General features: G+C 62.1%; 21 protein-coding genes. All 21 read right to left on the bottom strand.

Annotation, left to right across the window (positions count from 1 at the left end; all coding sequences use genetic code 11):
• Nucleotides 1-2: 2 nt before the first annotated feature.
• Nucleotides 3-602: a YmfQ family protein gene (locus MKS85_RS09395; RefSeq protein ID WP_139051031.1), complete on the bottom strand. Its 600-nt coding sequence runs from the start codon at nucleotides 600-602 to the stop codon at nucleotides 3-5.
• Nucleotides 590-1,630 carry a baseplate J/gp47 family protein gene (locus tag MKS85_RS09400; protein WP_139051032.1) on the bottom strand — a complete coding sequence of 347 codons (1,041 nt, stop codon included), beginning with the start codon at nucleotides 1,628-1,630 and terminating at the stop codon, nucleotides 590-592. Before MKS85_RS09400 ends, MKS85_RS09395 begins: the two co-directional genes overlap by 13 nt.
• On the bottom strand, nucleotides 1,620-2,018 hold the full coding sequence (locus MKS85_RS09405) for a phage GP46 family protein (RefSeq protein ID WP_047230011.1): 399 nt from the start codon (nucleotides 2,016-2,018) through the stop codon (nucleotides 1,620-1,622). The genes MKS85_RS09400 and MKS85_RS09405 overlap by 11 nt, the downstream gene beginning before the upstream one ends.
• Nucleotides 2,018-2,527 carry a phage baseplate assembly protein V gene (locus tag MKS85_RS09410; RefSeq protein WP_076386133.1) on the bottom strand — a complete coding sequence of 170 codons (510 nt, stop codon included), beginning with the start codon at nucleotides 2,525-2,527 and terminating at the stop codon, nucleotides 2,018-2,020. The genes MKS85_RS09405 and MKS85_RS09410 overlap by 1 nt, the downstream gene beginning before the upstream one ends.
• 251 nt (nucleotides 2,528-2,778) lie before the next feature.
• On the bottom strand, nucleotides 2,779-3,819 hold the full coding sequence (locus MKS85_RS09415; RefSeq protein ID WP_107321591.1) for a phage baseplate assembly protein: 1,041 nt from the start codon (nucleotides 3,817-3,819) through the stop codon (nucleotides 2,779-2,781).
• Nucleotides 3,820-3,822: 3 nt separating this feature from the next.
• The gene (locus tag MKS85_RS09420) at nucleotides 3,823-5,061 is read right to left on the bottom strand and encodes a DNA circularization protein (RefSeq protein ID WP_076386137.1); all 1,239 of its coding nucleotides are present in this window, start codon (nucleotides 5,059-5,061) and stop codon (nucleotides 3,823-3,825) included.
• The gene (locus MKS85_RS09425; protein ID WP_139051034.1) at nucleotides 5,048-6,622 is read right to left on the bottom strand and encodes a phage tail protein; all 1,575 of its coding nucleotides are present in this window, start codon (nucleotides 6,620-6,622) and stop codon (nucleotides 5,048-5,050) included. Before MKS85_RS09425 ends, MKS85_RS09420 begins: the two co-directional genes overlap by 14 nt.
• Nucleotides 6,623-6,752: 130 nt before the next feature.
• Nucleotides 6,753-7,049 (bottom strand): phage tail assembly protein, encoded by a 297-nt coding sequence (locus tag MKS85_RS09430; RefSeq protein ID WP_047230006.1) that lies wholly within the window; start codon nucleotides 7,047-7,049, stop codon nucleotides 6,753-6,755.
• Nucleotides 7,046-7,393 carry a phage tail tube protein gene (locus MKS85_RS09435; RefSeq protein WP_003198314.1) on the bottom strand — a complete coding sequence of 116 codons (348 nt, stop codon included), beginning with the start codon at nucleotides 7,391-7,393 and terminating at the stop codon, nucleotides 7,046-7,048. The genes MKS85_RS09430 and MKS85_RS09435 overlap by 4 nt, the downstream gene beginning before the upstream one ends.
• Nucleotides 7,394-7,460: 67 nt before the next feature.
• Nucleotides 7,461-8,957, bottom strand: coding sequence for a phage tail sheath subtilisin-like domain-containing protein (locus MKS85_RS09440; RefSeq protein ID WP_047230005.1), 1,497 nt, complete (start codon nucleotides 8,955-8,957; stop codon nucleotides 7,461-7,463).
• Nucleotides 8,957-9,139, bottom strand: a complete 183-nt coding sequence (locus MKS85_RS09445; protein WP_047230004.1) for a DUF2635 domain-containing protein — start codon at nucleotides 9,137-9,139, stop codon at nucleotides 8,957-8,959. The genes MKS85_RS09440 and MKS85_RS09445 overlap by 1 nt, the downstream gene beginning before the upstream one ends.
• Nucleotides 9,136-9,720, bottom strand: coding sequence for a hypothetical protein (locus MKS85_RS09450; protein WP_139051036.1), 585 nt, complete (start codon nucleotides 9,718-9,720; stop codon nucleotides 9,136-9,138). Before MKS85_RS09450 ends, MKS85_RS09445 begins: the two co-directional genes overlap by 4 nt.
• A 139-nt stretch (nucleotides 9,721-9,859) precedes the next feature.
• Nucleotides 9,860-10,876, bottom strand: a complete 1,017-nt coding sequence (locus tag MKS85_RS09455) for a contractile injection system protein, VgrG/Pvc8 family (protein ID WP_076386145.1) — start codon at nucleotides 10,874-10,876, stop codon at nucleotides 9,860-9,862.
• Between the two features lie 9 nt (nucleotides 10,877-10,885).
• Nucleotides 10,886-11,098 carry a tail protein X gene (locus MKS85_RS09460; RefSeq protein WP_047230001.1) on the bottom strand — a complete coding sequence of 71 codons (213 nt, stop codon included), beginning with the start codon at nucleotides 11,096-11,098 and terminating at the stop codon, nucleotides 10,886-10,888.
• Nucleotides 11,091-11,474, bottom strand: coding sequence for a phage tail protein (locus MKS85_RS09465; protein ID WP_076386147.1), 384 nt, complete (start codon nucleotides 11,472-11,474; stop codon nucleotides 11,091-11,093). The genes MKS85_RS09460 and MKS85_RS09465 overlap by 8 nt, the downstream gene beginning before the upstream one ends.
• Nucleotides 11,474-13,633: a phage tail tape measure protein gene (locus MKS85_RS09470; RefSeq protein ID WP_139051037.1), complete on the bottom strand. Its 2,160-nt coding sequence runs from the start codon at nucleotides 13,631-13,633 to the stop codon at nucleotides 11,474-11,476. The genes MKS85_RS09465 and MKS85_RS09470 overlap by 1 nt, the downstream gene beginning before the upstream one ends.
• Before the next feature lie 128 nt (nucleotides 13,634-13,761).
• Nucleotides 13,762-14,337, bottom strand: a complete 576-nt coding sequence (locus MKS85_RS09475) for a phage tail assembly protein (protein ID WP_139051038.1) — start codon at nucleotides 14,335-14,337, stop codon at nucleotides 13,762-13,764.
• A gap of 179 nt (nucleotides 14,338-14,516) precedes the next feature.
• Nucleotides 14,517-15,023, bottom strand: a complete 507-nt coding sequence (locus MKS85_RS09480; RefSeq protein WP_076386151.1) for a phage major tail tube protein — start codon at nucleotides 15,021-15,023, stop codon at nucleotides 14,517-14,519.
• Nucleotides 15,023-16,189, bottom strand: coding sequence for a phage tail protein (locus tag MKS85_RS09485; protein WP_139051039.1), 1,167 nt, complete (start codon nucleotides 16,187-16,189; stop codon nucleotides 15,023-15,025). Before MKS85_RS09485 ends, MKS85_RS09480 begins: the two co-directional genes overlap by 1 nt.
• Nucleotides 16,190-16,191: 2 nt before the next feature.
• Nucleotides 16,192-16,401, bottom strand: coding sequence for a hypothetical protein (locus tag MKS85_RS09490; RefSeq protein WP_139051040.1), 210 nt, complete (start codon nucleotides 16,399-16,401; stop codon nucleotides 16,192-16,194).
• Between the two features lie 100 nt (nucleotides 16,402-16,501).
• Nucleotides 16,502-16,903 (bottom strand): phage tail assembly chaperone, encoded by a 402-nt coding sequence (locus MKS85_RS09495; protein WP_139051041.1) that lies wholly within the window; start codon nucleotides 16,901-16,903, stop codon nucleotides 16,502-16,504.
• Between the last annotated feature and the right edge of the window lie 5 nt (nucleotides 16,904-16,908).

The raw sequence follows: 16,908 nt of genomic DNA on the forward strand, positions 1-16,908 counted from the left end.
CCCTAGTCATAATTGATGTGAACCTTCGTATGCGCCGGCGCACTACGATGAATCAGGCACTCGAGCGCCGAACCCGGATTGACGCCGAAACGCTCCCCCCAATAGCTGGCGCCAAAACGTCGGCCGAGCAGCAGGCGGCCGCCGGTGTTGAGGGTCCACATGAATTGCGCCTGCCAGGTGCCGAAGTGCGCTTCGCCGAAGCGGGCGCGGCCCATGCGGGGAGCCTTGAGTTCGGTGATGGTGGCGTTGGGGTAGCCCTGGCTCTTGGCGATTTCCACGTAATAAGCGATGGCCTGACTGCCCACCGCCAACAATCGCCGACGCACCGCCAACCGGCGATCGTCATACAGCGGTGTAGCGCCGAGGCACGGGTCGGGCAGGTTCATCACCCGCTCCCAATCCGACACCAGCTCACTCACACCCGCCGGGTCCATTTCGTGGAGCAGGTCGGCGGCGCGGGCGTCGAGACGCGCCAGTTCCTGGGCGATGCCTTCGAGCACCTCTTCCAGTTCCGGCACACGCTCCGGGTCCCATGCCGGACCGCTGGGCAGCAGGCTGCGCAGTTGGGCCTGGTACTGCTCGGCGGTTCTTATTCCAGCCATACGCAGCCTCCGAAGGTCAGCAACTGATTGCTGGCAGCGACCACGTCAGCGATGGGTGCGGTGAGTTTGTGGTCGGTTTCGCCGGTGGCGCTGCTGATGGCTTCGGCGATGTGGGTCAGCAACAGGGTTTCGCCGAGGCCAGCTTCGCGGTTATGCAGGTCGCGCAGTTGCGCTTCGATGGCGGCGCGCACGGTGCTGGTGTCCGGGGTAATGCGCAGCCGGTAGGTCACCGGCACCTGGGTTGGCGCCAGCACATGCACCTCGGCGGTGACCGGGCGCAGCGGCTCGATATAGGCCCGGACTTCTTCCAGTTGTTCGGCGTTGGGAATCGGCAGCGGATCGTCGTCACGCATGACGAACACGCCAACGGTGCCGGGCCCCAGGTAACTGCCGCGACACCAGGCGCGGGTGATGCCAGGGCATTCCAGGGCCCAGGTTTCATAGTCCTGCGCGGAACCGCCGTGGGGAATGATGCGGTAGGAGCGGATCACTCTGGCTCGCAGGGATTCGAGGCTTTCCCGGGCGAGGCCGCCGGTCAACCCGGGCGCGAGCACGGTGAAGCTGTTGCCGATCCCAAGGATCGGCTGCACCGGCGTCAACACCAGGCCGGCATCGGCATTCCCCAGGCTGCCGGCGTCCAACGCGGCGACAGTGGTGCTGTTCAGGCCATTGCTGGTGGTGCGGGCGCTGGTCACTTTGTAGGTGCGCCCATCGCTGGATTGCAGCAGCGTGTCGACATCTAGCACCGCACCCGCGGTGGCGGTGAAACTGACACTGCCGCTGGCCACCTGGGCCGCTTTGCGCGCCTGGTTCAGGCGCAGGGCGGCGATGCGCTCCAGGGTGGATTCGTCGGCCTTGTCTGGCAGGATCTGCTCAGCGATCCAATCCAGGTAGCCATACAGGCCATAGGCGGCGCCACCCAGGGTGCGAGCCAGCACTTGGGCATCGGACTGGCGCAGCGAATCGCTGGCCAGGTCGCTTTGGGCGCGCTTGATGAGCACCGGCAGCGAAGGGGTTTCAAACGGCATAGGTCACCTGCCAACTGTTATCGGGGTTGATGTCCAGGCGCTCGCCGTCGGCCAGGGTCAAAACCGTGCGCAGATTCAGGCGCTGGGCGTCGAGGCGTTCGCTGATGATGTCGATGGCGCTGCAATGGCCGTCGTCGATCAGCCATTGCAAGGCTTCGCGGGCATAGAATTCGGCGTCAAGTTGGGTCTGCCGGGTCAGCTTGACCCGGCGCAACAGCCATAGCCGCGAACCGATGCGGTCGTCGGCGACGGTGGGAAAAGTGTCGCCCCACCAGCCGAAACGTTGCTCGTCATCCACGGCATCGTCGTCAGCGGCGCGGCGCCAGGTGAACAGACTGATCAGCACCGAGCGGGTCAGCGCGGCGTGCAGGTTCTGGCTGATGAACATCATTGGCCCCCCGCCGGCACGCCGGTCTGGCCGTTGCCGGCCTGCACGCCGACGTGCACATGCTTGATCTGGCTGATGCCGCCGGCGATCTGGTCGCCCTGGGAAACGAGCTTGCCGGTGTGGTTGATGACCGGGCTGTCGATATTCACCGCGCTGCTGGCGCGGATGTTCAAGGTCGCGGTGTCGATGTCGATGACCCGACCGCGCTTGAAGTGGATCTTGTCGCCTTCATCGGTGTAGATCGCCACTTCGCCAGGGGCCAGGGCCTTGAGGCGGAAACGACGGTCGGCGACCACCAGCACCACGGCATGGGAACGGTCACCGCCCAGGAACGTGGCGATGCCCTCGGCACCCGCCAACGGGTTGCTGGTGAAGCCGTAGGGTTCGAAGTGCTCCATATCGTCGTTCACTTCACCGGCGGTGAGGCGCATTTGCAGCGATTGCAACTTGGTGGCCGAATTGGCGAGCACGACAGTGCCGCGCGCCAGGAGTCGGGTCAGTAGGCTCATTGAGGTTTCCTTCGGAATCGGAAGTTTGAAAGCGGTGTTTATTGGCCATAACTTCTGTTGGCTGTACCGACGCCATCGCGAGCAGGCTCGCTCCCACAAGAGATATCCAGTGGATCAAGTTTTGTATTCGGCAAAGATCCCCCTGTGGGAGCGAGCCTGCTCGCGATGGCGCGGGCTCATTCAACATTGAGGCAAGCTGACCCACCGCTTTCGCGAGCAAGCCCGCTCCCACAAGGAGTTTTGCGTTGGGCTCAGGTTTTGGGCGGCACCGGGTTCGCGTCGAACGTATGGGGCGGGGCGACTTGCAGGGTGGTGACGGAGCCTTGGGCGGAGAGTGAATACGTCACTTTGGAGATCAGCATGTCGCCGTCAAACCCCAGCACCGGGTCGATCACTCGCACCAGCGTGTTATGTCGCCACAAATCACCATTGGCCTGACGCCAGCCCTGCACGCGGTAGGTCGTGGTCAGGGCCTTGCCAGTGCGGATAGCGCTTTCCCAATCGGCTCGTTGCTGGGCCAGCTCGAAGGTCAATTGCGCGCTTTCGCTGATCACCGTGACCCGCTTGCGCTTGAAGCCCAGGTCGGTCGCGATGCCGGAAACTTCGCTCACCGCCGCCCCGCTCTGCTGATCACTGCCTTTGTGCTGGCCGATGACCCGGTATTCGGAGAACACCTGGCTGTAGTCCATCGGTGCATTGCCCGAGAGAATGTTTTTCCCCAGTTCCAGCACATCACTGGCTCGCCCGCCACTCCCGGGTTTGGCCAGCAACACGCGGCCTTCGGCATCGTCAGTGGAAAACACCCGGAACAACGTCAGCAGACGGTCGATGGATTGAAAGACCGTTTCCCCCGGCACGATGCTGTGTTCGCTCAACCGAGCGGTTTCAGGGATCTCACTGATCACTCCCACGCCATATTGCGAGGCCAGGGCCTGGACGATGCTCAGCACCGTTTGCCCGCGCCATTGGCTCGGGCGATTGATCGCCGCGCAGTCCACCAAGTCCTGGGTCCTGGAACCACCCTCGATGCTCAGGCTGATCTGGCGCCCGTCATAACTGACCGGGGCTTTGAACACGTAGCCGCTGAGCACCAGGTCGGCACCGATGCGCACCTGACATTCATCCCCAGGACGAATTGGCACCGACTGGGTCTGCCCTGGCCATTGCCAAGTGATGTCGAGTTTGAAGGTGCGGAACTGCCGCTCCAGGTCCGCACTGATTTCCACGCTTTTCCAGCCGCCGTAATCCAGCCCGCCGACGGTGAGCGAGACTGCGTTGTCGAGCTCGTTCATGGTTTATTCCCCCGAGACTTTCAGGTCGTTGGGCGGCAGGAAACCAGGGTGAGCCACGCCATTGCGCTGGGTCACTTCGGTGACCCGGGTAGCATCGGCAAATTGCTGATACGCCACCACCAACGCCGGCAGGCTTTGCTTGAACGACAGGTTGATCAGCCTTACGCCCGACGACGCTACCGCCGTCAGGTGCGCGGCCATCTGCTGACGCAAATTGTTCATTGCCTGGTAGTGATCCGGATCGGCCTTGAGCGAGGCTTGCCAGATGGCCTCGTTGAGGGCATCGCGCAGGGCCAGCACATCGTCGGCCACCGGCACGTCACGACGCTGGACCGGCTGCACCGCCTGCTGCGCCACCGATGGGGTGGCGCCCAACTTGACCGCCGGTGCGGCCACCGGCATCGCCGCAATCCATTGCGCGGCCTGCACCAGCAGCGTGTCCTGGACCAGATCGGCTACGGCCTGGGCCGCCGCCGTGGTGTCCTTGCCAGTGGTGAGTTTGGGGGCGTCCGCCTTGCGAATCGCCTCGACCTGTTGCGACACGCTGGCAATCACGCCGCGATAGCCGTCACGGGCAAAGTCCTTCAATTCCCGGATGTCCCCCAGCAACCCTTTGAACTCGGCCGCCACTTCCTTGGGCAGCTCCTTCACCGCCTTGACCAGATCGCTGAGTTGCCGATAAGTCTCGATCAACGGTTTGAGTTCCTGCTCGATGACGCCGTAGACATCCTTGAGGCTGTTGCGCAGGTCAGCGATGCCGATCCGCGCGGCTTTGATCAGCGTCATCGCGTCTTCGAAGCGCCGCACCGCCGCACCCAGGAAACTGTCAGCCGACACCAGCAACAGTTTCTGGCTGTTGATCGCGGCCGACGGGAATTGCAGCGGCTGGTCGGGGTAGAACTTCAGGGCGAAGGTCACCAGGCCACCGTCCTGGCGGGTGTGGGTCATGTCGCATTCACCGACCTTGACCTGCAGGCGCCCCAACCACGGATGCACCAGTTCGCCGCTGCCCTGCTCCAGGGCCTTGAGCAACTTGTCGCGCTGCTCCAGGCAATCGGGGCCGACGATGAACGCGGTCAGCTCATGAATCTTCGCTTGCTGACCGAGACCTTCGAAGAACGGCTGGTCACGCTGGGGATATTCATGCAACTGGCCCTTGTGGCCGACCGGGGTTTTCGCCTGATCGACCCAGAACCCGACACCACGAAACGACGCCGGCAACAAACGATCACGCCAGCTCATTGGAACCTCCTGTGGAAAGTGAGCGATAGCCGATGCGCGAACTCACCGCCAGGGCCGGTTGATTGGTCTGTGGTGGATCGGCGCGCAAACCGGCCGGCGCATTTTCGAAGCGCACGGTCAGGCCGCCTTCGAGCTGCGTACGATTGTTGGCGGCGCTTTGTTGCACCAGGGCGCTGGAGGTTTGCGGCAATGCGCCTGGCGTCAATGAGGTTTTCATCGGCAGGTTGCCGGACGCCGGCGCAAGACTGGAAGACAGGCCCGCTGGCGGCTCACTGGCCCCACCAAAAAACGCCGGCGCCAGCTCGCCCTTGCCTTCGGCATTGGTCTGGCGCTGCGCCTCGGTCAACCCTTCGACCTTGCCGGTGAACGAGGTGATAATTTCACCGAAGCCGCCGTTGAAGAACGCCTTGATCGGTGCAATCACGCCCTGCAGTTCGTCCCACCACTGGCTGAACCATTCACCCACCGGCCCCCACTGTCGGGTCAGGCCCTCGATGGGTGACCAGTCGAACAGGCCGCTGAACACCGCCAGCATGATCGATACCTGATTGCGAATGCCTTCCCAGATCCCGGCGAAGACTTCCCCAATCGTGCCCCAGTTGGCCATGATCAGCCCCAGCGGCGTCCAGTCGAACAGACCTTTCAGCGCGTCCATTACCGGCACAGTCAACGCCTTGAGCAGATCCCAGATCGCTGCGAACAACCCGGTCAGGGGCGCCCAGTTGCTGATGATCAAACCCAACGGTGACCAGGCGAACAGCGTCTGCATGAAACCGATGACTGGCGTTGCCGCCGCCACGATCACATTCCAGAGCGCGCCGAAAAAACTGCTGATCGGGCCCCAGTTGCTGATCACCAACCCCATCGGGGTGAAGGCGAACATCGTCTTGAAGAACTCGACCATCGGCAAGACGATCGGCGCTAGCTTCTGCCAGAGCCCGGCGAAGAACGCCGAAATCGGTGTCCAATGGGCGATGATCATTCCGGCCGCCAAGGCGATGCCCATGGCAATCAAGCCGATGGGGTTCATCTTCAAGGCCAGGTTGACCACTTCCAGCGCCTGGCTCGCACCACTGACCGCCGTTTGAATCGCATTGAACGCCACGACGCCAGTCGCCAGGCCCTGCACCAATTGCGGGTTATCCTGCAGCACCTGGGCCACACCCGTGACCATCGGCTGCAAGCTGGCTGCCGCCGCGTTGACCGCCGGCCCCAGGGCCGAACCGAACTGCACCGACACATTGCTGATGGAAGTCTTCAATCCATCCAGGCTTTGTGCCGCCACACGCGGCGCTTCAGGTGCCTTCAAGCTGCTGGCCGCCGCGTTCGCCGCGCCCACTTCACCTTTGAAAGCCTCTGCTGACGTGAGCCCCTCCATGAACGGTTTGGCCAGGCCGCCCTCGGGGAGCAGAGCGGAAATATCCAGGCTGCCAAGGCCCGTGGCATCGAGGTTCTGCTTGAAGCTGGCGACCTTCGCTCGAAGGCTGGCAAGCTTGGGCGACAGCTCATCGATGCCGGTCAGCAGCACTGCTTTTTTCTCTACCTTTTGTGTCTCTGCCATCACTGCACCTGCTGCATCGCATTGATCCGTTGCGCGTGCTCCAGGGACTCGCGGAGCACATCCAGTGGCCTGGCCATCATCTGTTCGGGGTCAACCTTCCAGAACCAGGCCAGGTCATAGGCGGCTGCGATCAGGTCGCCGATGGCTGCGACGCCGCACTCATGAAAAAACTCGCGACGGCCCAGCTCAATGCGTTGAGGTCAGCCAGGTCCAACTGGTTGACCGACGACGGCGGGATGCCGGCGCAGACCGCGATGTATTTGGCCGCGACGTCCATGTCCAGGCTCACCTCCTCGCTCTTGTCGATCTTGTACGGCAGCGCCTTGATCGCCCGGACCTCCTGCACCGTCGGACGGCGCAGGGTCAGTTCGCTCAGCGGCTCGCCGTGGGCCTCGATGGCCACGCGCAGCGTCACGACATCGCTCATTGCCAGGTCCCCTTGATGCCTTCGAATTTCAGTTCGATGGTGGCGTCGTCGCCCTTGGACACCGGCTCTTCCACCAGGTAGGCGCCGGCCAGTACGTAAACCTTGCCATTGTTGAATTCGCAGGTGACGGTCATGTCGGTGCCGGCGACCAGTTGCTTGAGCGGGAAGTCCGCGGTGTGCAGCGCCGTCACCTTGAAGGACGGGGCAATGTCGGTTTCCTTATAGAAACCCGGTACGACGGTTTCGCGTTTGGTGAACATCAGTGGCGCTTCGCAGCCGCCGTTGATGGTCAGTTGAGCGCCGTCCACTTTGACGTAGCAGGTGCCCGCAATCAGTTGACCCATGGTGTTTCTCCCTTCAAATAAAAAGCCCACACGAGGTGGGCGCAGTTCATACGTTCAAACGCGACTTTCAGGCGGCGTCGTCGTATTGCAGACGGAACTGGTTGAGCAGTGCGAACACCCGCAAACCATTGATGTAGTCCGGCGGGAACAGCACATTGACCCGGCTCGGGTCCTGACTGTCACGCTCGACAACCAGGTGCTCGGCGAACAGCTCGGCGTTTTCCACGTGGCCTTCCAGCTCCAGCTTGGCGTACTGGGCGATCAACTCGCCGCGAATGGTGCTCGGCGTCACGATGGGCTGGCCGGCGCCGAAACGGGTGCCGTCGGCAGCCAGTTTGTGGCGCCCATATTTGCTGGTGATCACACTTTGCAGGCGACGCACGATGAACGCCGACTGGTGCATGGTTTCGCTGTCCAGGTAGGAATTGTCAGCCTGGCCAAAAGCGTTCTTCTGATAGGTGGTGATCGAACGCTGGATGCGCACGTAGCCACCTTCGTAGTAGGCCGTGGCGATACCGTAGTTGAGCAGCGACTGACGCTCGGTCAGGGTGAAACGTTCGCTGGCCGGCGCCGGATCCAGGCCTGGCAGACTGCCGCTCTGGGTCGGACGGCTGGCGTCGGCGGAAATGAACACCGCAGTACGGGCGGCCAATGCAGCGGCCTGGACCCAGAACGGTTGCGGCACACCCAATTCCAGGGCCTGGATAGTCATGTGCTGGTCGTTGCGCGCCTGACCGGCCGCCACCAGGGTGCCGATGGTGCCGCGCTTGGCGCTGTAGACATGGCCGAACAACTGCTTGGCCCAGGACCAGCGACCAGTGCTGTCGTCCATGACCGCTTGCCAGGTGTTGAGACTTGCCACATCGGACCACGGCATCGCGATGAATTCGAACGGCTCGTCACCCAGCGCCGCGACGGCGGCGGTCTGGTCCGGTACACCGGCCCCACCGGTCATTGCCGTGATGGCGGTGGTCAGGCCGGCCGGGGTGTCTTCGCCATTACTCTTGCCCAGGCGATTGAATTGCAGGCTGATGTCGTTACCGCTGTCGCCGGTCCATTTGGCGCTCAGGGTCACAACACCCTCGGCAGCCGCAGCAATCACCGGCAGATCGGCCGCCGCGTTGATCTTCAAGGCCAGCGCAGTGGCGGCTTGAGCGGCCGTCGCTCCATTGACGATAGCCGCTTGAACACGCACGCCACCCACATACAGATTGAGCATGCCGCTTTGAGTGGCGGCGCCGGTCAGGGTCAGCACGCCCTGGGCAATGGCACCTTCGACGTTGTGCAGCGGCAGGCACCAGATCTCGCCCAGCGGGTCGGTCTTGCGCCAGGTTTCGTACATCGAGGCAAGCATCGAACCTTGACCGCCGATGTTTTTGGCCAGCGCAACGCTGGACACCAGCACCAGTTTACCGACCTCGGCCGGGGCCACGTTGTCGTTGACCTGGGCCACGATCAAACGGCGCATGGCCGACGACGCGCTATTGGCCGCCGAGTTGTCCATTTCGGCGTAGAACAGCGGAACACGAATGTCCGCGGGGATGTTGCTGAATCCGATCGCCATTATTTGGCTCCCTGTGGTTTTGCCGCTTTCACGGTTTTGGTAGTGATATCGCCATCGGCCAGACGTCGACGCCACCAGGCGCTGTCCGGTACTTCACGGCCCTCGAGGGGCAACAGATCGCCCGCTTCCGGGTCCGGTACGGCACGGCCCGGGGCCGGCAGCACGGTGATGCGTTTGCTCATGGGGTTACGTCTCCAGAGAAGGTCAGTTCCACGCGCCCATCAGGGCCGGGACGTTTCAGGTTGGGGTCCGCCGGGTCGATGGCATCGACCCGCACGGTGGCCCCGGTAAAGGACGACAAGCCGTCCAGTTCACGCTCGTGCCAGCTTTCGGCAGGCTGGCTCGCCAGATTGCGGCCCAGCTGGAACTCGGCGAAAAAGTGCAGCCGGTACAACACGCGGCTGCTGTTGATGGAAACCAGTTCACTGCCGTCGTACTCGATGCCGGTGTAGTCACCACCGGGCTTGAACCCCACCAGCGCCCGCCACAGTTCGGCGCGCAGGTCGTGCAACAGATCCAGCGCTTTTGTCGCATCGGTGGCGTCGAGCACCAGTACGGTGTCGAAACGGTCACGCACCGCTTGCAGCGTGGCGTTCTGGGCGGCGTTCTTGCTGGCAATGTCGGCGCTTGGCAGGACATAGGCGCAGGGGGTTTGCAGCGGCGTGTCGGCTTGCAACGTGACGAGGTCAAAACCTGCCGCCACGCGATTGCCGAGCGTCGGACATTGCCCACGCAGTTGCGTGAGGATCGGAGTGATCTTCATGGAGGTGCTCCAGTTGTATGGAAGGCGCAGTCAGAACTGTGGGAGCGAGCCTGCTCGCGATGGCGGTGTGTCAGGCAACATCAATGCTGGCTATGACGGCCTCATCGCGAGCAGGCTCGCTCCCACAGGGGAGTGGTGTTTAGGCCCTGGCATCCAGGCAGGTTGCATCAATCCTGCTGCGATAGCTTTTTTCCCGATCGCCGCTGGCGGTGACTTTGTCGATCGACCAGCGCCCGCGCATGAAGTCCGGCCAGGAGGCGTCCAACAGCACGATGCCTTCGGCACACAAACCTGGATTGCCCGGGCACTCGATCGCCACCTTGAGTGCTTCGCGCATCATCCGGCGTACCTCGCCTTCACCGGCGGCGCGAGCATCGTTGGCGCTTTGAAAGCGCTGGCGAAGGGTCTTGAACGGCGCGATGCCGCTCTCCTCGACCCGCATTTTTCCTGCCGCCGCATCCCACCAACTGGCCTTGCAGCCCTGGTATTTCGCCCGGGCGGTGTCATCCAGGACGGCGGAGATAAAGGCGTTGTCGCCCGGGCGGTTATTCGTCGTCACCGACAGTTTTGTCTCGGGCAGGACTTTGCCCGACAAAGACTTCGCCTGCCCCCGGCGCGCCAGCACATACAGCTCGTTGACCGGCTTGGCGACGGCGTCATAACGGTGAGCCAGTCGCGTCAGAAAACCCATGTCGGTTTCGTTGGACTGATCGATGTGCTCGATTTTTATCAGCGCCAGGTCCGGCGCCACACGCGGGGAAAACCCGTGTCTGGAGGTCAACTGACGAAACAGCGCGCCCAGGGTCGTCGGGCCATGACTGACGGATCGGCGCTGCTTGAAACCGGTCTGATCGGCCGCACTGAACGGCGCCGCCGTCGCGACAAGCGTCAGGCGCAGGGGAAACAGCGTCGGCGTGCGCCGGGTCACGACGAACTCGCCTTTATCCACCAGCCCCGACTCCAGATAACCGACCCGCAGGCCGATTTTCCCGCCCAGGCTGGGCAATCCTTCAAGCCCTTCCAGGCTGATGGTGAGCGTCAGTTGATCGGACTCAATCCCCGCCGCGTCGATGTGCGTCCAACTGAGCAAGCGTTCGTTGAGCAGCGCCGCGTTCGCACCGTAGATTTCCACCGCTGGCGTGAAACCCAGTGACATATTGCCTCCTTAATCCCAGGCCGAAACCGGTGTGGGTGCGACGGGTTGTAGATCCACTTCCGGCAGGACAATCCATACACCCGCCGGCAATACCGGCCCCCACTCGGCCAGCTTCGGATTGAGTCGCCAGAGCGCCTCTTCGGCGGCATCGTCACAACGCTCAAGCTCGCGGTACAGCAACAGATTCACCGAATCACCGGCGATACTTCGAACCCTACGCATTGGCGAACTCCGTCAATTCAATCACCCAGCCGACCACCATCGCGGTGCCGTCATCAATGACCTCGGTCTGGGTTTCCGACACCTTGTTGATCTGCCACAGCCCCCAGTTGCGGCCGATGCCGTCAACCAACGGCACCGGAGCGCGTCGGGCCTGTAATGCACGCAGCTCATCGAGTCGGTCCATGGCAGTGGCGTACATCGACTTGCCGGTGATCGTCAGCGCTTGCAGCCCTTGACCGACCTGACTGGATTTGGGTTTGCTGGTGAGGATGTCGATGCTTTTCCAACCGCCATCCGAGGTGCGGACCAAGGAGTGGTAGGCGAAGTTTCTGGACAGACCGAAAATGAAACTGCCCAGTGCCATTTGCTGACGCATCACGTACCTCCGTCAGTCAGCGCCGCGTCACTGCGCATGGCGAGTGAGTTGGGCATGGTTGTCAGGCCGAACTGGCCCGAGAGCTGTTGCACAACCAGGTTGGCCAACTGACTGGCGCTGGCCTGGTCCTGGCCGTTGATGTAGATGTTTGCGGTCATGGTGTTCTGATGAGTGGTTGTCGGGGTGCTGGTCAGGTCTTTGCTGACCTGCTCTGGAGCGGCGAGTCTGTCGGTGGGTGCGACGAGTTTTTCGCCCAGAGACGCCCCGGCATCGCTCCCCAACCAACCGCCCAGCAGTCCGCCGATCAGCCCACCAATGGCAGTGCCGATCACCGGAACGACGCTGCCCAAAGCGGCACCGGCCGCGGAACCTGCGGCAGCGCCTGCCCAGCCGCCACCTGCGGCTCCCAGGCCTGCGCCCATCATCCGTTTGTCGCCGGTGAGCACTCCCTCGGCTACATCAGCGACGGCGCCGACGACTTTCAACGGGCCGGGCGCCTCGCGAGTCATCGAGCGCAATGAGGCCGTTGGCGCGAGTGAAAAACGCCCTGCGCCTCCCTGTGAGCCTCGTGGCCTTCTCGTGGATTCGGGACGCTGGTTGGCATTGCTTGTATCCAGCTTGCCCACACGAGGATTTCTGAAATCTTCGGAGATCACCTCACCCAATCGGCCGGGAAGGTGCGGGGCGGCCCTACCCAGCACTCGCTTGGCCACCTGACTGGACATTTCATCCACTACGGCCTTGAGCAGCACACCCACCAGCGGTTTGATCGCTGCGGCAACAAGCACAATTGCAGCGGTGGCTTTAGGTGAGGATTCAGCCAATTCACTCATGCCATCGGCCAGCGAACCCAGCCACTGGGACGAGGTATCCGCCGAAGGCATCAGGGCATTTCCCGTAGCCACCGACAAACGCTCGCTACGGGCGTTGAGGATGTTCAGCTGGCCTTGTTGGGTTTTCGACAGCGCCAACGCGTCCTGCCGCACCGAGCCGTCGTTGCCCAATTGCGACGTGGCATATTGGCCTGGGTCTTTCACCTGCAAGAAGGCTGCGTTCACATCAGGCAGTTTCTGCGCCATGCGCAGCACCGCCTCATCGCCATTGCCGAAGAGCGTGCCGGCAAGGGCCGAGCGCTTGTCGGCCGGTTGCGCGTTCAAGGCCGCCAGCACCGTCATCACCGTGCCAGACGCCGTGTCCTGGTCACGCAAGCCGCTCGCCACCGCCGTGGGCGCCAGACCCAGCTGTTTCCAGGCCGTTTGCTCGGTGGCGGAGGCCTGGTCACCCTTGCCCAGGGCCGTCGTGAAACTATCCAGCGCCACCCCGGCTTCAGCTTGTTGGGTACCGGTATTGAGCAATGCCGCCGTCAACGCGGCGGCTTGTGCAGGGGCCAGGCCCGCCGTCGTCGCAGCGGCACCGTCATGCTGCAAGACCGCGCCAATCTCAGCCGCTTTCGCACCGTTGGGTAATTTGCCCAATTGGTTGGCGGCATCCGCCAAGTCAAAGGCTTGCGCGCCGCTGAGCTTCATGGAGATGCGCCAGTCGGCCAGCATTTCGGCGGCCTTCATGGCCGGCATCTCGAACGCCGCCGCGGTGACGCCAGCATCCGAGGCGAAGTTCGACAGGACCAACTGTCGCTCCGAGGCATCGTGCACATCGCTACCGATGCCTTTCCTGGCCGCCAGGCTTTGCATCCTCACCACGTCAACCGCCGTGGTGCCCCCGGCCGCCACCAGCGGTGCGGTGGCGATCTGCTGGGTTGACTCACCCACCTGTTGAATCTGGCGCGGCCCGAATTGGCTGGCCTTTTTCAGATCGGCCATGGCCGAATCCATCGCTATCGCCGGTTTGAGCAGCACCGGTGGTTCGATACCGCCACCCGACTTACCCTTAGGCTCACTGGCTGACTCACCCTTGGCGCCGGCGCCCATCGTTTGGGAGAACAATCGTTGCGCCGACAGTTTCACGGTCAGCGACTCAATCGCCGTGGTCAACAACCCGAGTTTGAGCCCGAGTTTTTCCAGCACCCGATCGAGGCTCGACAGCTGATCCCCGGCGAACGCACCTTGCGCTGCCACACCACTCGTGAGGCTGGTATTACCGAACGCCAGCCCGCTCTCATTGAAGGCTGCGTATTTGAGCGAATATTTATCGTCCGCCATCCGGCCCTACTCCTTTTTCACGCCAAGGCGAGTCATCGCGATGTCGTAACGACGTAATGCCTTGCCGACGTCCCACTCCAGAATTTCCGCTTCACTTACCGGGTAAATGAGCGGCACCACATCGAGGATCACTTCGATGTCGCGCTCCGAAAGAAGTCCGCCGGTTTGTTTAAAAAATCGTCGATGCGTACCTGAAGCTGTGTCCAGTCGGGCACGGTCAGCAGGTCCAGATCGGGAATCATCAGGCCGGTGCAATGGGCGGTGATGAACTCGGCGCGTTCCTTGGCCGTCTTCAGTTTTTTCATCGCCTTGGTCGCTCGCAGCACGGGCATTTCCAGGGTCAGCGAGGTCAGGCTGCGGCCAGCGACGTTGAGCGTTTGGAGCAGTTGCACCTGGTCGGGGTCGACTGCTGCGCCTTCCGTCGATTCCAGAAAGTGGGACGTCGGGCGAGTGGACATTTCGTGCACGTATTGCGCAATGCTCACGTAGTCCGGGCGCTTGAGCTGATCCAGCTCCTTGACCGACAGGCCAGTGGCCATTTTGGCCAGCTCGAAAAACTGATCGTCCTCATCGTCGCCGGCACGGGCCAGGGCATCTTTCTGTGCGGCGTAGTGCAGCGGCTTGAGCTGAAGCTGCTCGATTTGCGCCCCGTCATCACCGGTAATCGGCGACAGCAAGACGTGAACAGGAGGTGTCCAGGACATGAAATGAATTCCTTGGTCAATCATGGGAGGTTGCGCGGTGCCGGTCAGTGGAGGACGCAACCTGTGGGAGCGAGCCTGCTCGCGATGGCGGCGGTACACCCAGCATCAAGGTGTCTGACACACCGCTATCGCGAGCAAGCTCGCTCCCACCGGTCTGCGTTCAGTTGCCAGACATTTGCTTAGGGCAACAACACCGCACGGCGCGCATCACCGAGGATGTCGACGCCGTTGAGCACGAACTTCTGGGTGCGCACATCGATGTCGATCACCGGGACACCGTTTTCGAGACGGTTGTAGGTGCGGCAGGCCAGCTCAAGTGTCGTGGTGGGTTTGTCGCCCATCTTCAGCTTGGCCTCCTCCAGGGATTTGAGCTTGCCGCCGACGGTGTGGTAGGTGAACCAGGTGTTGCCATCCTGATCCTGACCGGCTTCACGCACGTTCAGCAGAATGTCATCGCCTAGTTGCACACCCAGGGCGAGCATGATTTCCGGCCCGGCTCCTTGCAGTACGAGGGTAGCGTTCAGCACCTTGCCGCTCTTGGCCATTTCTTCGGCAATGAAGCGTCCACCGACCATCGCCTCCATGTCGAACTCGATCTTCGGCGGCGTGAACTCTTCCACCGTCGCCGACAACGGCAGGCCTTGCAGGGTGGCCGCGATGGCCTGTCTTACGCGGTTGGTAAACATTAGAGAACGTCCTCCAGGAACTGCTCGATGATTTCATCGCGGGCATTGAGTTGATAAATCATGTGTTCGTTCGGCGCGTAGCGGCCGTAGTCGATGACCACGTACCAGGTGCCGTTCTTGTACTTCTCGACGCTGTTCAATTCCGGGTGCAGGTACACGCTGCCGCCGGGGATGGTTTCGTCGGCGACCAGGGTTTGCAGCCAGTCGTTGATGCGCTTGACCTCCTGATCCATGAACGATTTGGTCAGGTTCTTGGCCATGGCCTTCTGGCCGGCTTTCACCAGCTTGCGACTGATGGCATCTTCCAGGCCGACGTAGCTGATGAACTTGCCAGTGACGGAGCGGTTACCCAGCAGCGAGAAGCCGCCGAGAATGGTCCGGGCGTAGTAGCAAACGCCGTAACGGTTGAGCAGATCGCCTTCGGTGGAGGTGTCGAGGATGTTGTATTCCACGGTGCGCGAGACGTCTTCGGCATAGGTCACCTGGTTGCCCGGGCTCTCCCATTGCTTGACCTTGGCCAGTGCGGCGATGGCCAGGCTCGACGGCGCCAGGAAGACGTTTTTCTTCGCCGCTTTCGAGTACACCGCCGGCATGTTGTGCACCACCAGGCAACGATCGAAACCGAGTTCCGCGCCGCCCAGTTCCTGGCTGTAGGTCACTTGATCAGCAACCGCAGCGTCCTTGCCGTCGAGCACCACACGCGCCTTGATACGCTTGCCGAACGAGGCGAACTCGCTCGCTACCGCCTTGGTGCCGGTGAAGCCTGGCGCGCCGATGATGGTCAGGTCTTCAGCGACCCCACTGAGCGCCGCCAGACCGAGTTTGCGCCCGGTCTCGGCCTCGATGCCGCCAATCACGTTGTTCTGCGTGTCGGCCGGTGTGGCACCCTCTTCGACGATGACCACGTAGACCGGCACCTTGACCACTTTGAGGATCTGGTAAACCGCCTGAAACAGCGTCCCCGCCTCAGCACCGGTCGGGTCCAACTGGGCCTGAGTGGTGAAGCTGTTGATGCGAAATGGGGTGTTTTTCGGAATCAACAGGTTGGCATTCGGCGCGGTGCCGACCAGCCCGATGACGTTGTCGCCCAGGCCACCCATGGCCTCGGGAGATTCAGTGGCATTGACGGTGATGCCGTTGTGCTCGAAGTTCAAAACCTCAGCCATGGTTATTCAGCCTTTTTGGTTGTGGCCTTTTTGGCCGGGGTGGATGCAGAAGCCGCTTCGGCGACCTCGGTTTTTTTCAACTGCAGACGACCAGCGCTATGCCAAGCGTTGGCCTCGACGTCGAGCAGGTCGAGTTCCTGCCCAACACTCGACCAATGGCCGCCGCCGGTGGGGAATGGGAGGAGCACGGTGTAGGTTTGGCGTAGTGCCATTTGGGGTTCTCCAGATACGAAAAAGCCCCGTGTGTGCGGGGCTGTTGTCAGGTTTTTGTGATGTTGCGGAAAAGAAAACGCCCCGTCGGTGCGGGGCGTTTTATTGGGGTTGGTCAGCGAGCCAAGGGGGTGCAATCGGCCGCGACTCAGTACTTGGGAAAGTAACTGTTTGCGGCCAATCCCGAAGTGCCTGCCGGTAGCCAAGTAGTTCAGAATATTGAGCGGCCGTAAGCGTGGTCTCGTGCTCAATGTCCTGTTCATCGCGGTGTCGTGTTACAAGCCATTCCGTGCTTTGCAATTCATAGTTACGCCATACCCGCTCGGTATCGACCTGCTCGGAAGTAGAAATTGCCGGTGGCGGAGAAAACTCGCCGTCCGTTAACGTCCAGTCCGGCCGAACATCCTCGGGACAAGCCCGCCACAACAGATCGGGGTGGAAGCGTTCCGTTGGATCAACGTCGGTAGTTTCGACTACCGTCCCGTTTTCGATTCTTGCCCACATGCTGA

The organism is Pseudomonas sp. JL2, from assembly GCF_031570495.1.
In the GTDB taxonomy this organism is placed as follows: Bacteria; Pseudomonadota; Gammaproteobacteria; order Pseudomonadales; family Pseudomonadaceae; genus Aquipseudomonas; species Aquipseudomonas rhizophila.